Source organism: Actinosynnema sp. CS-041913, from assembly GCF_050942485.1.
Classification (GTDB): domain Bacteria; phylum Actinomycetota; class Actinomycetes; order Mycobacteriales; family Pseudonocardiaceae; genus Actinosynnema.
Genome location: NZ_CP192037.1, coordinates 8,894,351 through 8,911,303, shown reverse-complemented (window position 1 = coordinate 8,911,303; position 16,953 = coordinate 8,894,351). Strand labels below are relative to the sequence as shown.

The window sequence follows — 16,953 nt, the reverse complement described above, 5'->3', positions numbered from 1 at the left end:
TCCGAAAGCCCCTACCAGCACTACCCAATCTAACGGCCCACACCGACAACCCACCCTGGCACGAATCAGCAGGTCCACAGACTTACGAGCCAAGCCTTCAACTCGCAGATTCTCGAATGATTTATGCCATTAGTTATCGCAAGTCTTCCATGTGACTTGCCACCTGTATGGACGTACCATTCAATTCGTCACAGTGGACAGTTATCGATCAGCATCCTTGGTCATTTGTGCAGGTAGGGTACAGCGTTGATCTCGCGCTGCTCGGACCCCACAGGCCCTACCGCAGCGCCAGGCTCCGAACCAGGACCAGCACTCTTGAACGTCTTCGTCCCGGACTGTTGACGGCGAGATCAGCGTAGGTTGCACACGAGCACAGAAGGTCGGCGGCTGCCATCTGTGGTCTACCCTTGGCCACCGGCTCGAACCCCGCTCGGAAGGTCAGCCTGTGGGTTGGCCAGCCATCAACAGGGTGATCGACTTCAAGGAACCTCCACATCGTAGGTCTTAGCTCTTATGTACACTCCCCAGGTGCCGCATAAGTCATCGACTTCAGACGGTAGCGATCAGGGCGAAGGGAGCCCTGACGAACCCGGCGAGACCGGGCTTCTACATGAGGCCCAAGACGCGCTAGCAAATGCTGACGAGATGGGCGAGGATAACTCAGCCACGCCTGAGCAAGACGTTGACGATGGGCGCTTGACCACGTCACAGTCGGACAACGATTCGGACGACATAGATTCTGCGATCGCCGATACGATGTTGCCCACGTTCTCAGACATCGACGCTATCCGCGACTCAACCGCTAACACATGGCTGCCCACGTTCCGGGCCATCGACGCCATTCACGACTCAATCGCCGACGCGATGTTGCCCCTATTCCGGACTATCGACCTCTATCGCGACACTACCGTCAACATGATGTTACCCATGATCAAGGCTATCAACCTCTATCGCAACTCAATCGCCGATACGTTGCCGACCACCTTTCCGGGCATCGACGCCATTCGCGACTCCATGGCCAGCACGTTACTGCCTGCGGTCCAGGCCGTCAGCATTTACCAAGACTCGATACTGCAACAAACTCAAACATTTCTAACTGCGGTTGCTGCTATTCGAGAGTCTGCCGACTTGTTGGCGCAGCAAGATAGCGACATAATCATACCCGGTCTCGAGATAACAGAATGTGACAACTACACCGGAGACGAACTTTCGGTAGAGATTGAGCTGGCACTAGCCGTAGAAGCTGAGTCCTCCATTCGGGCTGAGGATCCTGGTCGCGGCCCTACCTACTCCCCCGGCCAGGCATCTGCCGTAGTAGGAACAGGGCTGCTCATTTCACTGTCTATCGCGCTTTACGTAGGGAATAGGGAGTGGTTTGAGGCGATATCGGATACTTTGGGCCTCCCGGCTAACATCCTCGGTGCAATAGCACTGGTGCTATACCTGTATCCACGCAAATAGCCAATCTGTTCGATGCAATCTATTCAAGAGTCGATCGTTGATTTCGCAGTCGGTTCGTTAGCACCGTCCCCACACTAGGAACTGTTTTCCTCAGTCCGATCACCGCTGTGAGTTAAACAGGCAGCCCACCGGCTGCTCGCTCCCACCGGATGGGTGGCGAACACTAAGCAAGTTCCTGTTTCCTGTTGATTAGGTCACTACATGAGTTAAAATATTCCGGTGGAGCCTAGTGATGCACTTCGGTCGATCGAGACCGCGTTGAGACTAGCGATTCGGCAAGCACTCGGTGATGCCTGGCTAGAGTCGAAAGGGGCTCCAGACCGCGTCAAGCTTACCGAACGACTCAAGGAAGAATCCAAGCGACGAGATGGCGCAGTAACCTCGAGCGATCTGCTCGAGTTCACCGAGACCTACCATTTGACAAACTTGATCCTAAACAACTGGCAGAGTTTCAATCCGATTTTTGACGATAAGAAGCGCACTGAAGCCTTCTTTGGTGTAATTGAGGATGTGCGCAACAGTGTTGCACATAGTCGCGATCTAGTCCTTTTCGAGCGCGACCTCATATCGGGCATTGCGGGAATGCTTCGCAACCAGGTGGCACTCTATCGCAGCAATGTTAACAAATCTGCAACCTTCTATCCGCTGATCGAAAGCATCAAGGACAATTTCGGAAGGGAGGGATTGACCGACCGTGAACGTACCATGGGACCTCGCATTTCGGTCGTACGCCTAGAGGTTGGGGATGTACTCAGGTTCGCCGGCTCGGCACACCACGGTAGAGGTAAACCGGTAACATGGCGAATCGTTACCCGCTCGAAAGTCGGCACTCCGCTCTACGATATCCAAGACGTCGCAGTGGGCGATTCGGTAAGGTTCGATTACACGATTAGCGAGGATGATGTCGGCGAGTGGACGGAGTTCAAAGTACAAGTCGTCGCCGATTCCCGCCATCACCGCTACGAGGGTTCAATGGAACGTTCACCGTTCGACGACGAACGCACCTTTGCTTACGCGGTTAATCCACCTGAAGACGCTTAGCCCGACTGGCCAGGAACATCCGTTGGCAAGGCTGTGGGCTGGTCGATGCCGTCTAGGCGTCGAGCTGTCCACAGGTGCGGCAGCCGAGCGCCAAGACCAGCCGACCAACTCGACACCTCGGCGCTCGTCCCAAGCCTGGAACGTCGGAAGCACCTCCGCAGCACAAGCGAACAAGTCCTACCTCGCGGTCCCCTGCGGGGGCCGTTGGCCGTGGCCTCTGGGTGTTGCGGGCGGGCTTCGGTGCCTCGCGTGTCGCGCCCGTGGGCCGCCAGGCCCACGTTGGCGCGACCGAGGACATCGCCGGAGCCTGCCCGCAACAGCCTGAACAGGCACGAACGGCCAGCGGCCCCCGTAGGGGGCCGCCTTGACGAAGAGAAGAAACTGTGAACACGCTGATTGGGCGCGCCAGGCAGTCAGCATCGCTCTGAGGGCTAAAGGTTAGTGAGTCGGGTGCCTACCCGTGCACCGGTCGATGTCGCGCCGTCAGCGCTGGGATTGCGGCGATCTTCTCTGGTGGAAGGTCTTCCCAGTGGAGGCCCTGCGGGCGTTGTGGTTCCGGGCAGCGGATGACGGCTTCCGGGGTGACGATGAGGTCCACGCTGAAGTCGTGGCGGGTTTCGGGGAGCCCGTCGTCTACGACCTGGAGCGAGTGGACCGTTGTCACGATGGTGGTCTGCGGGCCGATGAGTCCGGCTTCTTGGAGCAGGGCCATTTCGATGTCGGAGTAGCCGGCGCCCTTGCCGAGTCGTACGCCGTGGCGGTTCACGGCCACGCTGCCGCACACGATCAGGTCGACGGCCTGCATGGCGTCGACGTCGGTCGGCTTGCCGATCCGGGTGGCGGTGTGTCGGTCGGCCGCCTCGTCAGGTGACACGTCGAGCTTGGCCGGGTCGAGCAGGAGGAACGGTTGCTCGTGGGCCAGCTTTGGCACGGCCATGTAGACGGTCTTGCCTTCGCGCAAGGCTCGGGCGCGTACGGGTTGCTGGGCCGTGTCCGGCACCACCTTGACCACCTGGGCCTTCTGCCACTCCGGCAGTCCGGCAAGCCTGTCGGCGGTTTCTTCTGCACCGAAGAACGACGGGATGCGGCCGTGCACACCAGGTGGAACGGCTTGTTCGTGTTCCAGCAGCGCCCAGACACGCTCGCGGGCTGTCTGCTTGGCCTGGTCGACATCCGCCACCTCGCGGCCTCCTATCGAGCTGCCATCAGGGACATCATCCGGTCGTAGACATCCTGCACGTCGGCCTGTTGCCGCCACGGCTGCATTTCGCGGCAGGTGTCGAACATGATGTTGAGTCCGCCGCCGCCCCAGGTCAGTTCGATCACGTCCATCGCCTTGTGCAACGTGCCTGTTGCCTCGTCCACCTTCCCCTGCCTGAGTCGGGCCAGGCTGAGGTTGCCGAGCACGATCGCTTCGGACTTCGAACGGTTCCGCAGTTGGACGGCGGTGGCTTCGAGGATCGTTTCGGCCTTCCCTGCCTGGCCAAGGAACAGGTAGCACGATCCGGCGAGCCGGCCGTGCTGTGTCGGGGAGAAGAGTTCGAACGCGACGTCGTCGTTGTCGATCTGACCGAATCGGCGGCCAGCCTCTCCGAGCGCCCGTTCACAGTCGGCCTCGTGGCCCATCATGGCGTGCGCCTCGGCCGCGTGGAGCGTGGCGAGACCGGTGAGCACGTGGCTTGTCTGCGTGGTTCTGTCGGCTGCCTGCATCGTCAGCGCCAAGCCGGTTTTCGGGTCCTTCCGGCCGTAGAGCGCGACAAAGCTGCTGCGGAGCAGAGCCAGCCCTTCGACCGTGGAGTCCCGGACCCGCCGGGCAGCCGTACGGGCCTGGTCGAAGTACTGCTGTGCTGAGCGGTGGTCTCGGCGTTGTGAGGCGTCCCAGACGAGTTGACCCATGAGGATGGCGCACTCGGCCTCGACCGTGCTCAGCTCCCGCCTGACGTGATGCGCCTCCGCGTGGGCCGACAGGAACGTGATGCGGCCAAGGGCTTGACCTGTCTCCGCCAGCAGGGAAGTCGACGGCGCTCGGTCGTACCGCTCATCGAGTTCGCGGACGTGCTGTTGCAGTTCGGCAACGGCAACCAAGTCGACGGTGGCCGGATGCCGCAGAGAGCGAGCGAGACGATCATCCGGCGTGGCCTGATTCGAGGTACCTGCTGCGAGCAGTTCGTCAAGCCGATCCAGGGACACCCGCAGCAGCCTGGCCAGCTTCGGCCGCTGATACGGCAACGGTTCGCTGGTGCCGGCTTCCCAGCGCGCCACCGTTGAACGCTCCACATGGGCAGCTTCGGCAAAAGACTCTTGGGTGAAGCCGGACGCTTTCCGAGTGTTGGCCAGTCCAGTTCGCCGTACTGCCATCGGGTGACCTCCTGGCGTGGCTTGCCGTACGTGGCGGAACGCCTTATCGCAGGTCAAGCATACCGGTGAGAAGAACATGCGGCGCTCGTGCCTCCGCTGCGCTCTTTCCAGAGCCCGCCTGCCCGGATTGAGTGGAATGGAATACGGAATCTTAGCGGGCTCGTTGGCTGCGAGGCGAGGTGCGATTCGATATGGCTACAGATCCCTGGTGGTTGCCGATTGCGCTGTTCATCGTTCGGCCACCGTTCCCAGCCGGATTTGACCGGGACGAAGTCCGACACTTCAGTGACGGCTCGCTGTTCCCACTTCCGCCGACCACCGCCGCCGACATGACGGTCACGTGGCTGGTCTCGCCCTGGCAAACCTCAGGCGCACTGCTCAAGGCGGACGAGTTCGCCGAGATCGTGACCGGCGTGGAGACGACCGCAGCATGAGCGACCACATCGCCACGGAACCACTGTGGGACGAACCGGGGTTCGCGGCGTTCCTCCGGGGCCTGGCCGAAGACGACGCTTCGCGGCTGTTCGCCGTGGGCCTGGAGTACGGCGAACGCCATGACGCGCACGTCGCCGCGTATGGCATGGCCTTCGAAGACCACACGGAAGTCATCTCCTGTGACGGCTCGCTCCGGGTGCAGACCGTACGACCGGAGGACGTCCTGCGCCACTTCGATGACGATGGCGCGAAGGCACGCCTCTTGTGGCTTTCGGAGTCACTGCCGATGGAGCCGAGCAAGTGTGCTCCACAAGAAGCGGACCGTGATGCGTGAAATGATCGACAGCACGGCCCAGCAGGGAGGGCCGAAGGCGTGACGGCACGGTTTGATGAGCAGACGGCGCGGGCGGTGTTGGCTCGTGCCTGCGTTGCCGCCCAAGTGGTGTGCACTGACCCGCAACTGCTTCGCTTGGGTGAGAACGCCATCTTCCGGTTGAACGGAACCGGAACGGTCGTTCGGATCGCCCGTGGCGTGGCTCATTGGGACGACGCGGTCAAGGAAGTGAACATCGCCCGATGGTTGGGGCGCAACGACTTCCCGAGTGCCGAACCACTGATCTGCCGCAGCCGATCCTCGTTGATGGTGGCTACCCGGTGACGTTCTGGTCGTTCATCGAGGGCCGGACCGGTGGGCCTGGCGACCTGGGACGTTGGCCGCGTTGCTGCGCCGGCTCCACGCACTCCCCCGTCCCGAGTCGTTCGAGCTGCCGGAACAGGAGCTGCTGGAGCGGGTGGAGCCGCGCATCGAATCGGCTCCGATCGACTCCGATGACAAGGACTTCCTGCTCGGCCACCTCGACCGGCTCAGCGCCGAGATCGCTTATCCCGCTGCCCGACTGGTGCGTGGCGATGCTGGTAGGACGGCGATCGAAGGCGTCTGACGCGGATGGTCCGATCTTCCCCAGCTCGACCCGGCAACATGCGCGAGGTGACCGACATCCGTAACCGTGCCTGGAAGCCGTTCCTCGAGCGTGCGGGCTACGAGTGGGTGACCTTCCGGACCTTCCGGCGGACGGTCGCGACGCTGCTGGACGAGGCGGGCCTGACCGCCCGGCAGATCGCGGACATCCTCGGGCACTCCCGGCCCTCGATGACCCAGGACGTCTACATGGCTCGGCGTTCACCGGATCGTGCGGGAGCCGACGCGCTCGGCGCGGCCATCAGCGACGATCGGCCGTAAGTCGGGGGTAAGTGGGGGCTTCGATCTTGAAACACTGCCACCCCAGGACGCTGACCTGGGGTTTTGGTGGGCCGCCAGGGACTCGAACCCTGAACCCGAAGATTAAAAGTCTCCTGCTCTGCCAATTGAGCTAGCAGCCCTCGCGGTACAGCCTACCGAGGGCGTGGGCCGTTGCGGGCAAGGTGGTGGGATCTCTGGCTGCCGTGCTGGTCAGTGAGGTGTGGCTGGGTGGTCGGGGCCGTGGCGGGTGTGCGGTGGTCGGCCGGGCCGGCGGGGTTGTGTGGTGTGCCGGATGGTGGGTGGGGCTACCTTGGGGTGGTGCGGGTGGCTACTTGGAACGTCAACTCGGTGAAGCAGCGGTTGCCTCGGTTGTTGCCCTGGTTGGATCAGCGGGCTCCTGATGTGGTTTGTCTGCAGGAGACCAAGTTGGCTGATGACGCCTTTGTCGAACTGCTCTCCGCGCCGTTGGCCGACCGTGGTTATCAGGCCGCTGTCCACGGCGAGGGCCGGTGGAACGGGGTGGCCATTCTGTCCAAGGTCGGGTTGGACGATGTGGTGACCGGGGTGGCCGGTGGGCCTGGGTTTCCGCATCCCGAGGCGCGGGCTGTCGCGGCTACTTGTGGTGGGGTTCGGGTCTATTCCGTTTACGTTCCCAACGGACGTGCGCCTGAGTCCGATCATTATCGCTACAAGTTGGCGTGGTTGGCCGCCTTGCGGGACGTTCTCGCCGGTGAGGCCGAGCAGTTGGTGGTGTGCGGGGACGTCAATATCGCTCCCTCGGATGCCGATGTGTTCGATCCGGCCGCTTACGCCGGGCATACGCATGTGACCCCGCCTGAACGGGAAGCGTTGGCCGGGTTGCAGGCTCTCGGGCTGAAGGACGTCGTCCGCGACCGGTGGCCCGAGGAGCGGGTTTTCACGTACTGGGATTACCGGGCCGGTATGTTCCACCAGGACCTCGGTATGCGGATCGACCTGGTCCTGGCCTCGACGCCGGTGGCCGGCCGCGTTCGTGCCGCCTGGGTGGACCGGCACGCCCGCAAAGGCACCGGGCCCAGTGATCACGCGCCGGTGATCGTCGATCTCGATACCGCCCCTGACGGGGATATCGGGCCGATGGTGCCGCCGCCTTCCGCTCCGCGTTCGCGGCGGTCCGTCAAGTTGCCGCAGAGCTAGCCTGCCAGTTCGTCCGGTTCCAGGTCGGCGCTCCACGATTCGCGGGGTTTCGGGGCCAGTGCCAAGGCTGCTTTGAGTGCCGTGTCACGAATGCCGGTGAAATGGCGCAGCCTTGCCAAGCGGTTCAGGGTGAGGGACTGTTTCGTCATGCGTTGGGTTGTGCGGCGGCGGGTTTTGTCGTAGTTGTGCAAGCCCTCTTGGACGTTGTGGGTCTTCAGGAATTTCGCCAGGGTTACCGCGTCGATGATCGCCTGGCAGGCGCCTTGGCCCAAGTCCGGGGTCATGGCGTGGGCCGCGTCTCCGAGCAGTACCGTTCGGCCCTGGTAGTAGCTGCGCAGCGCGGGCAGGTAGTCCAGGGAATGGCGGAGGACGTCCTTCGACTGCGCCAATACCTGTGGGATCGGGTCGTGCCAGCCTTCGAACACGCTTTGCAGGTCCGCGTCCGGGCCGGTCATCGCGTACCAGTTGGTGCGGCCGTCCGCCTGCGGGGTCAGGCCGAACTTCACGCCCTTCCCCCAGGTCTCGCCGCCTGCCTCGACTTCGAGGTCCACGGTTCCGCGCCAGCCGATCGCCCCCGACTGCCGGACGTCGACCCCGAACAGGGCACGGCGCGTCGCGCTGTTGATGCCGTCCGCCGCCACGATCAGGTCCTCGTCGCAGTCCTGCCACGTGACGGCCGCGCCGAACCGGATCGTGTCGGCCGGCAGGGCGTCGGCCAGCAGGTTCAGCAGGGCGGGCCGCGTGAGCAGGTGCACGTCCGCCCTGAGCGCGCCGATCACCTTGCCGTCCGGCTTGCGCAGGCTTCCGTCCGGCTGTTTGCGGCCCGCCCTGCGCGCCGCGTCCGCCAAGCCGAGTTCGTCCAGGGCCTCGATGGCGTTGCGCCAGATGCCCAGACCGGTGCCCGTCGTCGGCAGGGCCGCGGAACGCTCGTAGACGGTCACCTCCCAGCCCGACTTGCGCAGACCGATGGCCGCGGTCAGGCCGCCGACCCCTCCGCCGATCACTGCTGCTCTCATGCCTCGACCGTACTACAGATGTAGTCGCGAATACTACGGGTGTAGTGTCGTGCTCCGTGACGAGGCGGCAGCAGGTGCTCGACGCGGCTATCCGGGTGCTCGGCACCGCCGGCCCCCGCGGCCTGACGCACCGGGCGGTCGATGCCGCCGCCGGGTTGCCGGAGGGCTCTGCCTCCAACCACTTCCGCACGCGGGACGCGTTGGTCGGCGGGATCGTCGACCGATTGCTGGAGCGGGAGACCGAGCTGTGGGGGCGGCTGGCCGGCGACGTCTCGGACCCCGACTCGTTCGCGGCCGTCGTCGGGCGGCTGGTGCGGGAACTCGCCGACGAGCGCGTGATCACGCTGGCCCGCCACGCCGTGTTCGTGGAGGCGAGCATCCGCCCCGAGCTGGGCCTGCGGATCGCGGACGCCCACCGGCGGATCGCGGAGTGGGCGGCGCCGCTCATCGGCGCGCTGGGCTCGGCCGACCCGGTGCGTGATCTCCGGTTGCTGTTGGCCGTGATCGACGGGTTGCTGACCAACCAGTTGGCCAACCCCCAGGACGACTTCGCGCCCGCCGAGGCCATCCGGACGGTGTTGCGGGGAATGCTCCGGCCGGTGTGACAGCGGGAGTCCGGGCGAGGGCCGTCGTCGGCTGCGGTGACACGAGCGCCTCAGAGCCTGCTCGTTTGGTTCCGTGGTCGGACCGACGCGTTCCGTGATTTCCCTGCTGTGACCGCAATCGGGCGGTTACAGTCCCCGCCAAGAAAAGGGGGGTGCATGGGGGAGTTCGTCACAGCCGCGCTCGCCTTTCCGACCGTCATCCTGACCATCCTGTTGGCCGCCGTGGTGTTGTTCTGGGTTCTCGCGGCGTTCGGCGTGGACTTCGACGGCGGTGTCGAACTCGCTTACGGGCTGGGCGGTGTGCCGGCCGGCGTGCTGGTCTCGCTGCTCGTGCCGGTGGCGTGGTTCGGGTGCCTGTCCGCCTCCGTCCTCCTCGACGGGTACGACGTCGTGATCCTCGCCGGGTCGCTGGTGGTCGGCTACCTCGTCGCACGGGTGGCCGTGATGCCGTTGCGGCGCCTGTACCCCACGTTCGCGCCCGCCTCGCGCGGCGACTTCGTCGGCCGGGTCTGCGTGATCCGCACCGGCACCGTCACCGCGCACTTCGGGCAGGCCGAGGTCACCGCCGCCGACGGCTCGTCGGCGATCGTCCAGGTCCGCCAGGCGGGCCAGGACGACCTGACCGCCGGCGTCACCGCGCTGATCTTCGACTACGACCAGGACGGCGAGTTCTTCTGGGTCGCCCCGATCCCCACCTACCCGTCGCGGGAGCACTGATGGATGTCATCACCACCGGCTTCGGCATTCTCGTCGCCGTCGGCCTCGTCGTCCTGATCGCGCTGCTGATCATGGTCAGCCGCCTGTTCCGCAAGATCGAGCAGGGCAAGGCGCTGATCATCTCCAAGGTGCGCAAGGTGGACGTGACGTTCACCGGCGCGATCGTGCTGCCGGTGCTGCACCGGGCCGAGATCATGGACATCTCGGTGAAGACGATCGAGATCCGCCGCGCCGGCACCGAGGGCCTGATCTGCCGGGACAACATCCGCGCCGACATCCGCATCACGTTCTTCGTGCGGGTCAACAAGACCGTCGAGGACGTCATCAAGGTGGCGCAGGCGATCGGCACCGCCCGCGCCTCCGACGAGACGACCCTCCAGGAGCTGTTCAGCGCCAAGTTCTCCGAGGCGCTCAAGACCGTCGGCAAGCAGCTCGACTTCGTCGACCTCTACACCAAGCGCAACGAGTTCCGCGACCAGATCATCCAGGTGATCGGCACCGACCTCAACGGCTACAGCCTGGAGGACGCGGCCATCGACTACCTGGAGCAGACGCCGATGGCGCAGCTCAACCCGTCGAACATCCTGGACGCGCAAGGCATCCGCAAGATCACCGAGCTGACCGCGATCGAGCACGTGCGCACCAACGAGTACCAGCGCGGCGAGGAGAAGGAGATCACCCGCCAGAACGTGGACGCCCGCGAGGCGATCCTCGAACTGGAGCGCCGCCAGGCGGACGCGGAGATCAAGCAGAAGCGCGAGGTCGAGACCATGCGCGCCCGCGAGGAAGCCGAGATCGCCAAGGTGCAGGCGGAGGAGCGGCTCAAGGCCCACACCGCGGGCATCCGCACCGACGAGCAGCTAGGCATCCAGCACGAGAACAAGAACCGCGAGATCGCGGTGGCCGAGAAGAACCGCGAGCGCGTGATCGCCATCGAGACCGAGCGCATCGAGAAGGACCGCCAGTTGGAGGTCATCGGGCGCGAACGGGAGACCCAGCTCACCCGCATCGCCGCCGACAAGGAGCTGGAGGGCGAGAAGCGGGCCATCGCCGAGGTCGTCCGCGAGCGCATCGCGGTGGAGAAGACCGTGGCGGAGCAGGAGGAGAACATCAAGCGGCTGCGGGCGGTGGAGGAGGCCGAGCGGCTGCGCCAGACCACCGTCATCCAGGCCGAGGCCGAGGCGCAGGAGCACCTGGTCAAGGACATCAAGGCGGCCGAGGCCGCCGAGGCGGCGGCGAAGTTCAAGGCCCGCGAGGAACTGCTGCTAGCCGAGGCCCGCCAGCAGGCCGCGGAACTCGACACCCGCGCCATGATCCGGCTCGCCGAGGGCAAGCAGGCCGACGCCGCCGCGTCCGGCCTGGCCGACGTGCAGGTGCGGGAACGGGACGCCGACGCCATCGAGAAGGTCGGCCGCGCGGAAGCCGTCGTGCAGCGGGAGAAGGCCCTGGTGATCGCGGAGGCGATCCGCGAGAAGCTCAAGGGCGAGGCGGAAGGCCTGGCGGACAAGGCGAACGCCATGGCCGCGCTGGACGGCGCGACCCGCGAGCACGAGGAGTACCGGCTCCGGCTGGAGGCCGAGAAGGAAGTCCGGCTGGCCGGCATCGACGTGCAGCGGCAGGTCGCCGAGGCGCAGGCCAAGGTGCTCGCGACGGGGCTGGAGAAGGCCGACATCGACATCGTGGGCGGCGACGGCATGTTCTTCGACCGCCTGGTCGGCGCGATCTCGGTCGGCAAGAGCCTCGACGGGTTCGTGCAGCACTCGGAGGTCGCGCAGTCCCTGGCCACGCCGTGGCTGAACGGCTCGGCGGACTTCACCCAGGACATCGGCCGCATCCTCGGCTCGTTCGGCACCGGCGACCTGAAGAACCTCACCGTGTCCGCCCTGCTGCTCAAGCTGATCAACTCGGGCGGGCCGGACGAGGACAAGCTGCGTGAGCTGCTGGCCGCCGCGCAACGCCTCGGGGTCGCCGAACGGCCGGTGGCCGCGCTCGCCGCCCAGTCGTGACGGCAGTCGTGACCGCGACGCTCGACGCGGGCACCTACGAGGTGCTCAAGGCCCGGCTCGCCGACCAGGCGGCCGGGCTCGCCCGCCGGGCCGAAGCGCTCAACGCGCAACGGCTGGAGGTGTTCGGCAGCGCCGAGCTGACCCTCCTCGGCACCGAACGCATCCGCACCGGGAACAACTGCGTGCCGCGCGACGTCGTCCAGGTGGCCGGGCTGATGTTGTTCGGCTACAACGTGTTCATCGGGCTCAAGCCGGAGACCACGGTCGACGACGTGTTCTCGCTGCACCGCTTCAGCCGGGACGGCGACGCGTTCCGGTTCGAGGACGCCCACGACGAACTGCCCGGCCTGCTGCGTGATCCTCGGTTCGAACGCGATTTCGCCGAGCTGTACCGGTACTACCGCGACACGCGGCTGGTGCAGTTGCGGCGGGTCGAGGGCAAGCTGCTCGCGGTGTTCCAGACCGGCGCGCGCACCGAGGACATCCGCGTGCTGCGGTGGCAGGTCGGGCTCGACGGGACCGTGAAGTACCTGGACAACCGGGGCGAACGGGACCACGTCTTCCCGCCGTCGCACGACTTCGAGTGGACGCCGACCGCGCGCGAGCACCACGTGCTGGGCCGTCACCCGCACATCTCCATCGAGGACGAGGTCTTCGTGGAGACCGTCGGCGGCGACCTCACCATCAAGGTCGAGAACAACACCGAGACCGGCGAGGGCATCTACCGCGAGCCGGTGGACGAGCTGTTGCAGGCGCTGGCCGACGCGGACGTGCAGTACGCGCGGGTCGGATCGCTGATCCTGCTGCGCATCCGCCCGTACAAGGAGACCGCGTGGCGGCACCTGGTGTTCAACACCCGCACCAAGAGCGTGGTGCGGCTGGACGGCATCGGCCAGGCGTGCCAACGGCTCCCGGAGGACCAGGGCCTGATCTTCCCCGGCGGCTACTACCTGGCCACGGGCGTCAGCAAGACGTTCGACACCGAGGTGGACGAGCTGGAGTTCGAGCGGGTCATCCGCTCCACCAACGGCGAGGACGTGCTCTACGTCTTCCACGCCCGCCGCGACGGCCGCTCGCTCCTGCTGCCCTACAACGTGATCCGCAAGGAAGTCGCGAACCCGCTGCCGTGCCACGGGTACTCGCTGTTCGACGACGGCACGCTGGTGGTGTTCCGCGCGCTCGACGACGAGCCGACCCGCGTGCACCCGATGCAGGTGTGGCAGACGCCGTACCTGTCCGACACCTACGCCGCCGCGCAGCCGGTCGGCACCGGGCCGTTGGAGCGGGTCGGCAACGCCGATCTGGTGCGCGGCATCTCGGACTGCCTGTCGGTGAGCCGGATGGTCGGCGAGATGGCGCCGTCCGTGCCGGTGTTCGAGGACCTGATCGCCTCGTGCACCAGGGTCTTCGACGCCTACCACTGGCTGGGCGAGTCCGGGCTGGGCGACCTGCGCACCCCGTTGACCGAGGTCCGGGCCACCGCCGAGCAGGTGCTGGACGAGTTCGAGACCGTCCAGGCGCTGACCGACCAGGCGTCGGCCGCACTCGCCGAGGCGGGCGGGCGGATCGAGTCGATGATCCGCCGCACGCGGGGCGAGGTGCCGGTCAGCGCGGACGCGTGGGTGCGCCAACTGGCCGATCTCCGCGGCGCGCAAGGGCATCTGGTCACGCTCAAGGAACTCCGGTACGTCGACCTGAGCCGCATCGACGAGCTGAGTGGGGAACTGGACGCCGAACTCGGCTCCACGGCCCAGCGCGCGGTCGAGCACCTGCGCCGGGACGACGCGTTCACCGGCTACCACGAGCAGGTCGAAGCGTTGGTGGGCAAGGCGGAAGCGATCCGCACGGTCGCCGAAGCGCAGCCGGTCACCGACGAGCTGGCCGAACGCCAGCAGGGCTTGGAGGTGTTGACCGAGGTCGTCGGCTCGCTCGACATCGCGGACGCCACCGTGCGCACCTCGATCCTCGAACGCATCGGCGAGGTGCTGGGCGGGCTGAACCGCGCGCGGGCCACGCTCGACGGCCGTCGCCGCGAACTCCTCGCCACCGAAGGACGTGCCGAGTTCGCCGCCGAGTTCGCGTTGCTCGGGCAGGCCGTCACCGGTGCGCTCGCGGTGGCCGACACGCCGCAGCGGTGCGACGAACAGCTCGGCCGGCTGCTGCTCCGGCTGGAGAACCTGGAGTCCCGCTTCGGCGAGTTCGACGACTTCCTGGCCCAGTTGGGCGACAAGCGGACCGACGTCTACGAGGCGTTCTCGTCGCGCAAGCAGGCTCTCCTGGACGACCGCGCCCGGCGCGCGGACCGGCTCGCCCTGTCGGCCGACCGGATCCTGGCCGGCGTCACCCGCCGCGTGGCGACGCTCGGGTCGCTGGACGAGGTCAACACCTACTTCGCGTCCGACCCGATGGTCGTCAAGATCCGCGGTGTGGCCGAGGAGCTGCGGGAACTCGGCGACCAGGTGCGGGCCGAGGAGCTGGCCGGCCGGGTGCTCGCCGCCCGGCAGGAGGCGGGCCGCTCGCTGCGCGACCGGCTCGACCTGTTCGACGGCGAGACGATCAGGCTGGGGCGGCACCGGTTCGCGGTCAACACCCAGCCGCTGGACCTGACCCTGGTGCCCAAGGACGGCGGGATGTCGTTCGCCATCACCGGCACCGACTTCCGCGCGCCGGTCAACGACCCGGAGTTCGCCGCCACCAAGCCGTTCTGGGACCAGTCGGTGGTGTCCGAGACAGCCGAGGTGTACCGGGCCGAGCACCTGGCCGCGTCGATCCTCGCCGAACACCCTTTGGCCGGCCTGCACGCCGCCGCGACCGACGGGCGCCTGCTCGACCTGGTCCGCCAGGTCGCGGAAACGCGGCTGGACGAGGGTTACGAGCGCGGTGTGCACGACCACGACGCCGCGAAGATCCTCGACGCGTTGCTGCGCCTGCACGCGGGCGCGGGCGTGCTGCGGTACCCGCCGTCCGCGCGGGCCGCCGCGCAGCTATTCTGGGCGCGGGCCGATGAGAATGCCAAGGCCCAGTGGGAACGCCGGGCCACGTCGCTCGGCCGTGCGCGGTCGATGTTCGGACACACCAGGGCGATCGACGAGCTGTGCTCGGAACTCGCCTCGCGGGCGGGCGATCCGCTCGCGGGTGAGTACTTGTTCGAGGAGCTGTGCAGCGCGCCGTCCGGGTTCGCCACCAGCGCCGCCGCTCGGGCGTTGACGGACGCGTTCCACCGGGCTCTGGGCAACCGCAAGGAGTTCGAGGACGACCTGCGCGCGCTTCCCGACCCGGACGACCGCCGCGAGCTGGTCACCGGCTGGTACGAGGCCTTCCTGGCAGGTCGCGCGGAACCGGACCTGCCCGAGGCGATCGCCCTCGAACTGTGCCGCGACCTGCCCCGACACGAGTCGTCCGCCCAGCTTCAGACCACTGTGGACGGTCTGCTGGGCACGCACCCCCGGATCACGGACCGGAAGCTGGAGATCCGGCTGGACGAGCTGCTGGCCCGGACGCGGCGGTTCCGCGAGGAGCGGGTGCCCGCGTTCCGGGCGTACCAGAAGCGCCGCAACGACCTGGTGGCGAAGGAGAAGCAGCGGCTCCGGCTGGAGGAGTACCAGCCGAAGGTGATGAGCGCGTTCGTGCGCAACCGGTTGCTGGACGAGGTCTACCTGCCGTTGATCGGCGACAACCTGGCCAAGCAGCTCGGCGCGGCGGGCGATGCCAAGCGGACCGACCAACTGGGCCTGCTGCTGCTCATCTCCCCGCCCGGCTACGGCAAGACGACGCTGATGGAGTACGTCGCGAACCGGCTCGGCCTGGTGTTCGTCAAGGTCAACGGACCTTCGCTCGGTCACTCGGTGACGAGCGTGGATCCGGCCGACGCGCCGAACGCGACCGCTCGGCAGGAGGTGGAGAAGATCTCGTTCGCCCTGGAGAGCGGCAACAACGTGCTGCTCTACCTGGACGACATCCAGCACACCTCACCGGAGCTGCTCCAGAAGTTCATCTCCCTGTGTGACGCCCAGCGTCGGATGGAAGGCGTGTGGGACGGGCGGACGCGGACCTACGACCTGCGCGGGAAGCGGTTCGCCGTGTGCATGGCGGGCAATCCTTACACCGAGTCGGGGCAGCGGTTCCGCATCCCGGACATGCTCGCCAACCGGGCGGACGTGTGGAATCTCGGTGACGTGTTGTCGGGGCGGGAAGACTTGTTCGCCCTCAGCTACATCGAGAATGCGCTCACCTCGAACGCCGTGCTCGCTCCACTGTCCACACGGGACAGAGGCGATATTCCGCTGTTGGTGCGGATGGCTCGGGGCGAGGAGGTTCGGGCGGATCGGCTCAGCCACCCGTATTCGTCGGTGGAGTTGGAGCAGGTGCTCGGTGTGTTGCGGAAGCTGTTGCTCGTCCAGGAGGTGGTGTTGGCCAACAACCAGGCTTACATCGCTTCCGCCGCGCAGTCGGCGGATTCCCGGGTCGAGCCGCCGTTCCTGCTCCAGGGGTCTTACCGGAACATGAACAAGCTGGCCGAGAAGGTGGTGCCGGTGATGAACGATGCCGAGTTGGCGGCGGTGATCGATGACCACTACCTCGGTGAGGCTCAGACGTTGACTTCGGGGGCTGAGGCCAACTTGTTGAAGTTGGCCGAGTTGCGGGGGACGTTGACGGGTGAGCAGGCTCGGCGGTGGGAGGCGGTCAAGGCCGGGTATCTGCGGGGTCGGGCGTTGGGTGGGGCTGAGGGTGATCCGATGAGTCGGGCGGTGGGTGCGGTCGGGTTGTTGGCGGATCGGGTGGGTGGGGCGCTTGATCGGTTGGCTGCGCGCGGCTCGGATGGCTCGGATGGCTGAGGGTGCTGCGGCTCGGAATGGTTGAGGGCGGTGCGGGTTGTGGTGGCGCGGCTTGGGGTGGCC

General features: G+C 66.3%; 14 protein-coding genes and 1 tRNA gene. 11 read left to right on the top strand and 4 right to left on the bottom strand.

All coding sequences use genetic code 11. The annotated features are described in order from the left end of the window. Positions 1-696 precede the first annotated feature (696 nt). Both ACQPZF_RS40325 and ACQPZF_RS40320 read left to right on the top strand, forming a co-directional pair. Positions 697-1,461: a hypothetical protein gene (locus ACQPZF_RS40325; protein WP_433266242.1), complete on the top strand. Its 765-nt coding sequence runs from the start codon at positions 697-699 to the stop codon at positions 1,459-1,461. Between the two features lie 219 nt (positions 1,462-1,680). After that, on the top strand, positions 1,681-2,502 hold the full coding sequence (locus ACQPZF_RS40320) for a hypothetical protein (RefSeq protein ID WP_433266240.1): 822 nt from the start codon (positions 1,681-1,683) through the stop codon (positions 2,500-2,502). 454 nt (positions 2,503-2,956) lie between these two features. Here ACQPZF_RS40320 and ACQPZF_RS40315 read toward each other — a convergent pair whose 3' ends face one another. Both ACQPZF_RS40315 and ACQPZF_RS40310 read right to left on the bottom strand, forming a co-directional pair. Continuing rightward, positions 2,957-3,682: a 5-formyltetrahydrofolate cyclo-ligase gene (locus tag ACQPZF_RS40315; RefSeq protein ID WP_433266238.1), complete on the bottom strand. Its 726-nt coding sequence runs from the start codon at positions 3,680-3,682 to the stop codon at positions 2,957-2,959. Positions 3,683-3,693: 11 nt separating this feature from the next. Beyond that, the gene (locus tag ACQPZF_RS40310) at positions 3,694-4,860 is read right to left on the bottom strand and encodes a helix-turn-helix transcriptional regulator (protein WP_433266236.1); all 1,167 of its coding nucleotides are present in this window, start codon (positions 4,858-4,860) and stop codon (positions 3,694-3,696) included. A gap of 430 nt (positions 4,861-5,290) precedes the next feature. Between ACQPZF_RS40310 and ACQPZF_RS40305 the strand changes: the two genes are divergently transcribed. From ACQPZF_RS40305 to ACQPZF_RS40290, 4 genes are all read left to right on the top strand, one after another. Beyond that, a complete protein-coding gene (locus tag ACQPZF_RS40305; RefSeq protein WP_433266234.1) occupies positions 5,291-5,629 on the top strand; it encodes a hypothetical protein in 339 nt (112 codons plus the stop codon). Between the two features lie 39 nt (positions 5,630-5,668). Further along, entirely contained in the window at positions 5,669-5,953 is a 285-nt protein-coding gene (locus ACQPZF_RS40300; protein ID WP_433266232.1) for a hypothetical protein, read from the top strand. Positions 5,954-6,014: 61 nt separating this feature from the next. After that, positions 6,015-6,236: a hypothetical protein gene (locus ACQPZF_RS40295; protein ID WP_433266230.1), complete on the top strand. Its 222-nt coding sequence runs from the start codon at positions 6,015-6,017 to the stop codon at positions 6,234-6,236. Between the two features lie 47 nt (positions 6,237-6,283). Further along, positions 6,284-6,535 (top strand): tyrosine-type recombinase/integrase, encoded by a 252-nt coding sequence (locus tag ACQPZF_RS40290; protein ID WP_433266229.1) that lies wholly within the window; start codon positions 6,284-6,286, stop codon positions 6,533-6,535. Positions 6,536-6,599: 64 nt separating this feature from the next. On the opposite strand, the gene ACQPZF_RS40285 is transcribed toward ACQPZF_RS40290, so the two are convergent. Further along, positions 6,600-6,675: transfer RNA gene (locus tag ACQPZF_RS40285), tRNA-Lys, on the bottom strand. Positions 6,676-6,853: 178 nt separating this feature from the next. On the opposite strand from ACQPZF_RS40285, the gene ACQPZF_RS40280 reads away from it, so the two are divergent. Further along, positions 6,854-7,711, top strand: coding sequence for an exodeoxyribonuclease III (locus ACQPZF_RS40280; protein WP_433274936.1), 858 nt, complete (start codon positions 6,854-6,856; stop codon positions 7,709-7,711). On the opposite strand, the gene ACQPZF_RS40275 is transcribed toward ACQPZF_RS40280, so the two are convergent. Further along, positions 7,708-8,727, bottom strand: coding sequence for an FAD-dependent oxidoreductase (locus tag ACQPZF_RS40275; RefSeq protein WP_433266227.1), 1,020 nt, complete (start codon positions 8,725-8,727; stop codon positions 7,708-7,710). The genes ACQPZF_RS40280 and ACQPZF_RS40275 overlap by 4 nt on opposite strands. 56 nt (positions 8,728-8,783) lie before the next feature. Between ACQPZF_RS40275 and ACQPZF_RS40270 the strand changes: the two genes are divergently transcribed. From ACQPZF_RS40270 to ACQPZF_RS40255, 4 genes are all read left to right on the top strand, one after another. Next, positions 8,784-9,332, top strand: coding sequence for a TetR/AcrR family transcriptional regulator (locus tag ACQPZF_RS40270; protein WP_433266225.1), 549 nt, complete (start codon positions 8,784-8,786; stop codon positions 9,330-9,332). Between the two features lie 156 nt (positions 9,333-9,488). Next, on the top strand, positions 9,489-10,049 hold the full coding sequence (locus ACQPZF_RS40265; RefSeq protein ID WP_433266223.1) for a hypothetical protein: 561 nt from the start codon (positions 9,489-9,491) through the stop codon (positions 10,047-10,049). Beyond that, positions 10,049-12,055 carry an SPFH domain-containing protein gene (locus ACQPZF_RS40260; RefSeq protein WP_433266222.1) on the top strand — a complete coding sequence of 669 codons (2,007 nt, stop codon included), beginning with the start codon at positions 10,049-10,051 and terminating at the stop codon, positions 12,053-12,055. Before ACQPZF_RS40265 ends, ACQPZF_RS40260 begins: the two co-directional genes overlap by 1 nt. Beyond that, a complete protein-coding gene (locus ACQPZF_RS40255) occupies positions 12,052-16,890 on the top strand; it encodes a DNA repair ATPase (RefSeq protein WP_433266220.1) in 4,839 nt (1,612 codons plus the stop codon). Before ACQPZF_RS40260 ends, ACQPZF_RS40255 begins: the two co-directional genes overlap by 4 nt. Positions 16,891-16,953 lie beyond the last annotated feature (63 nt).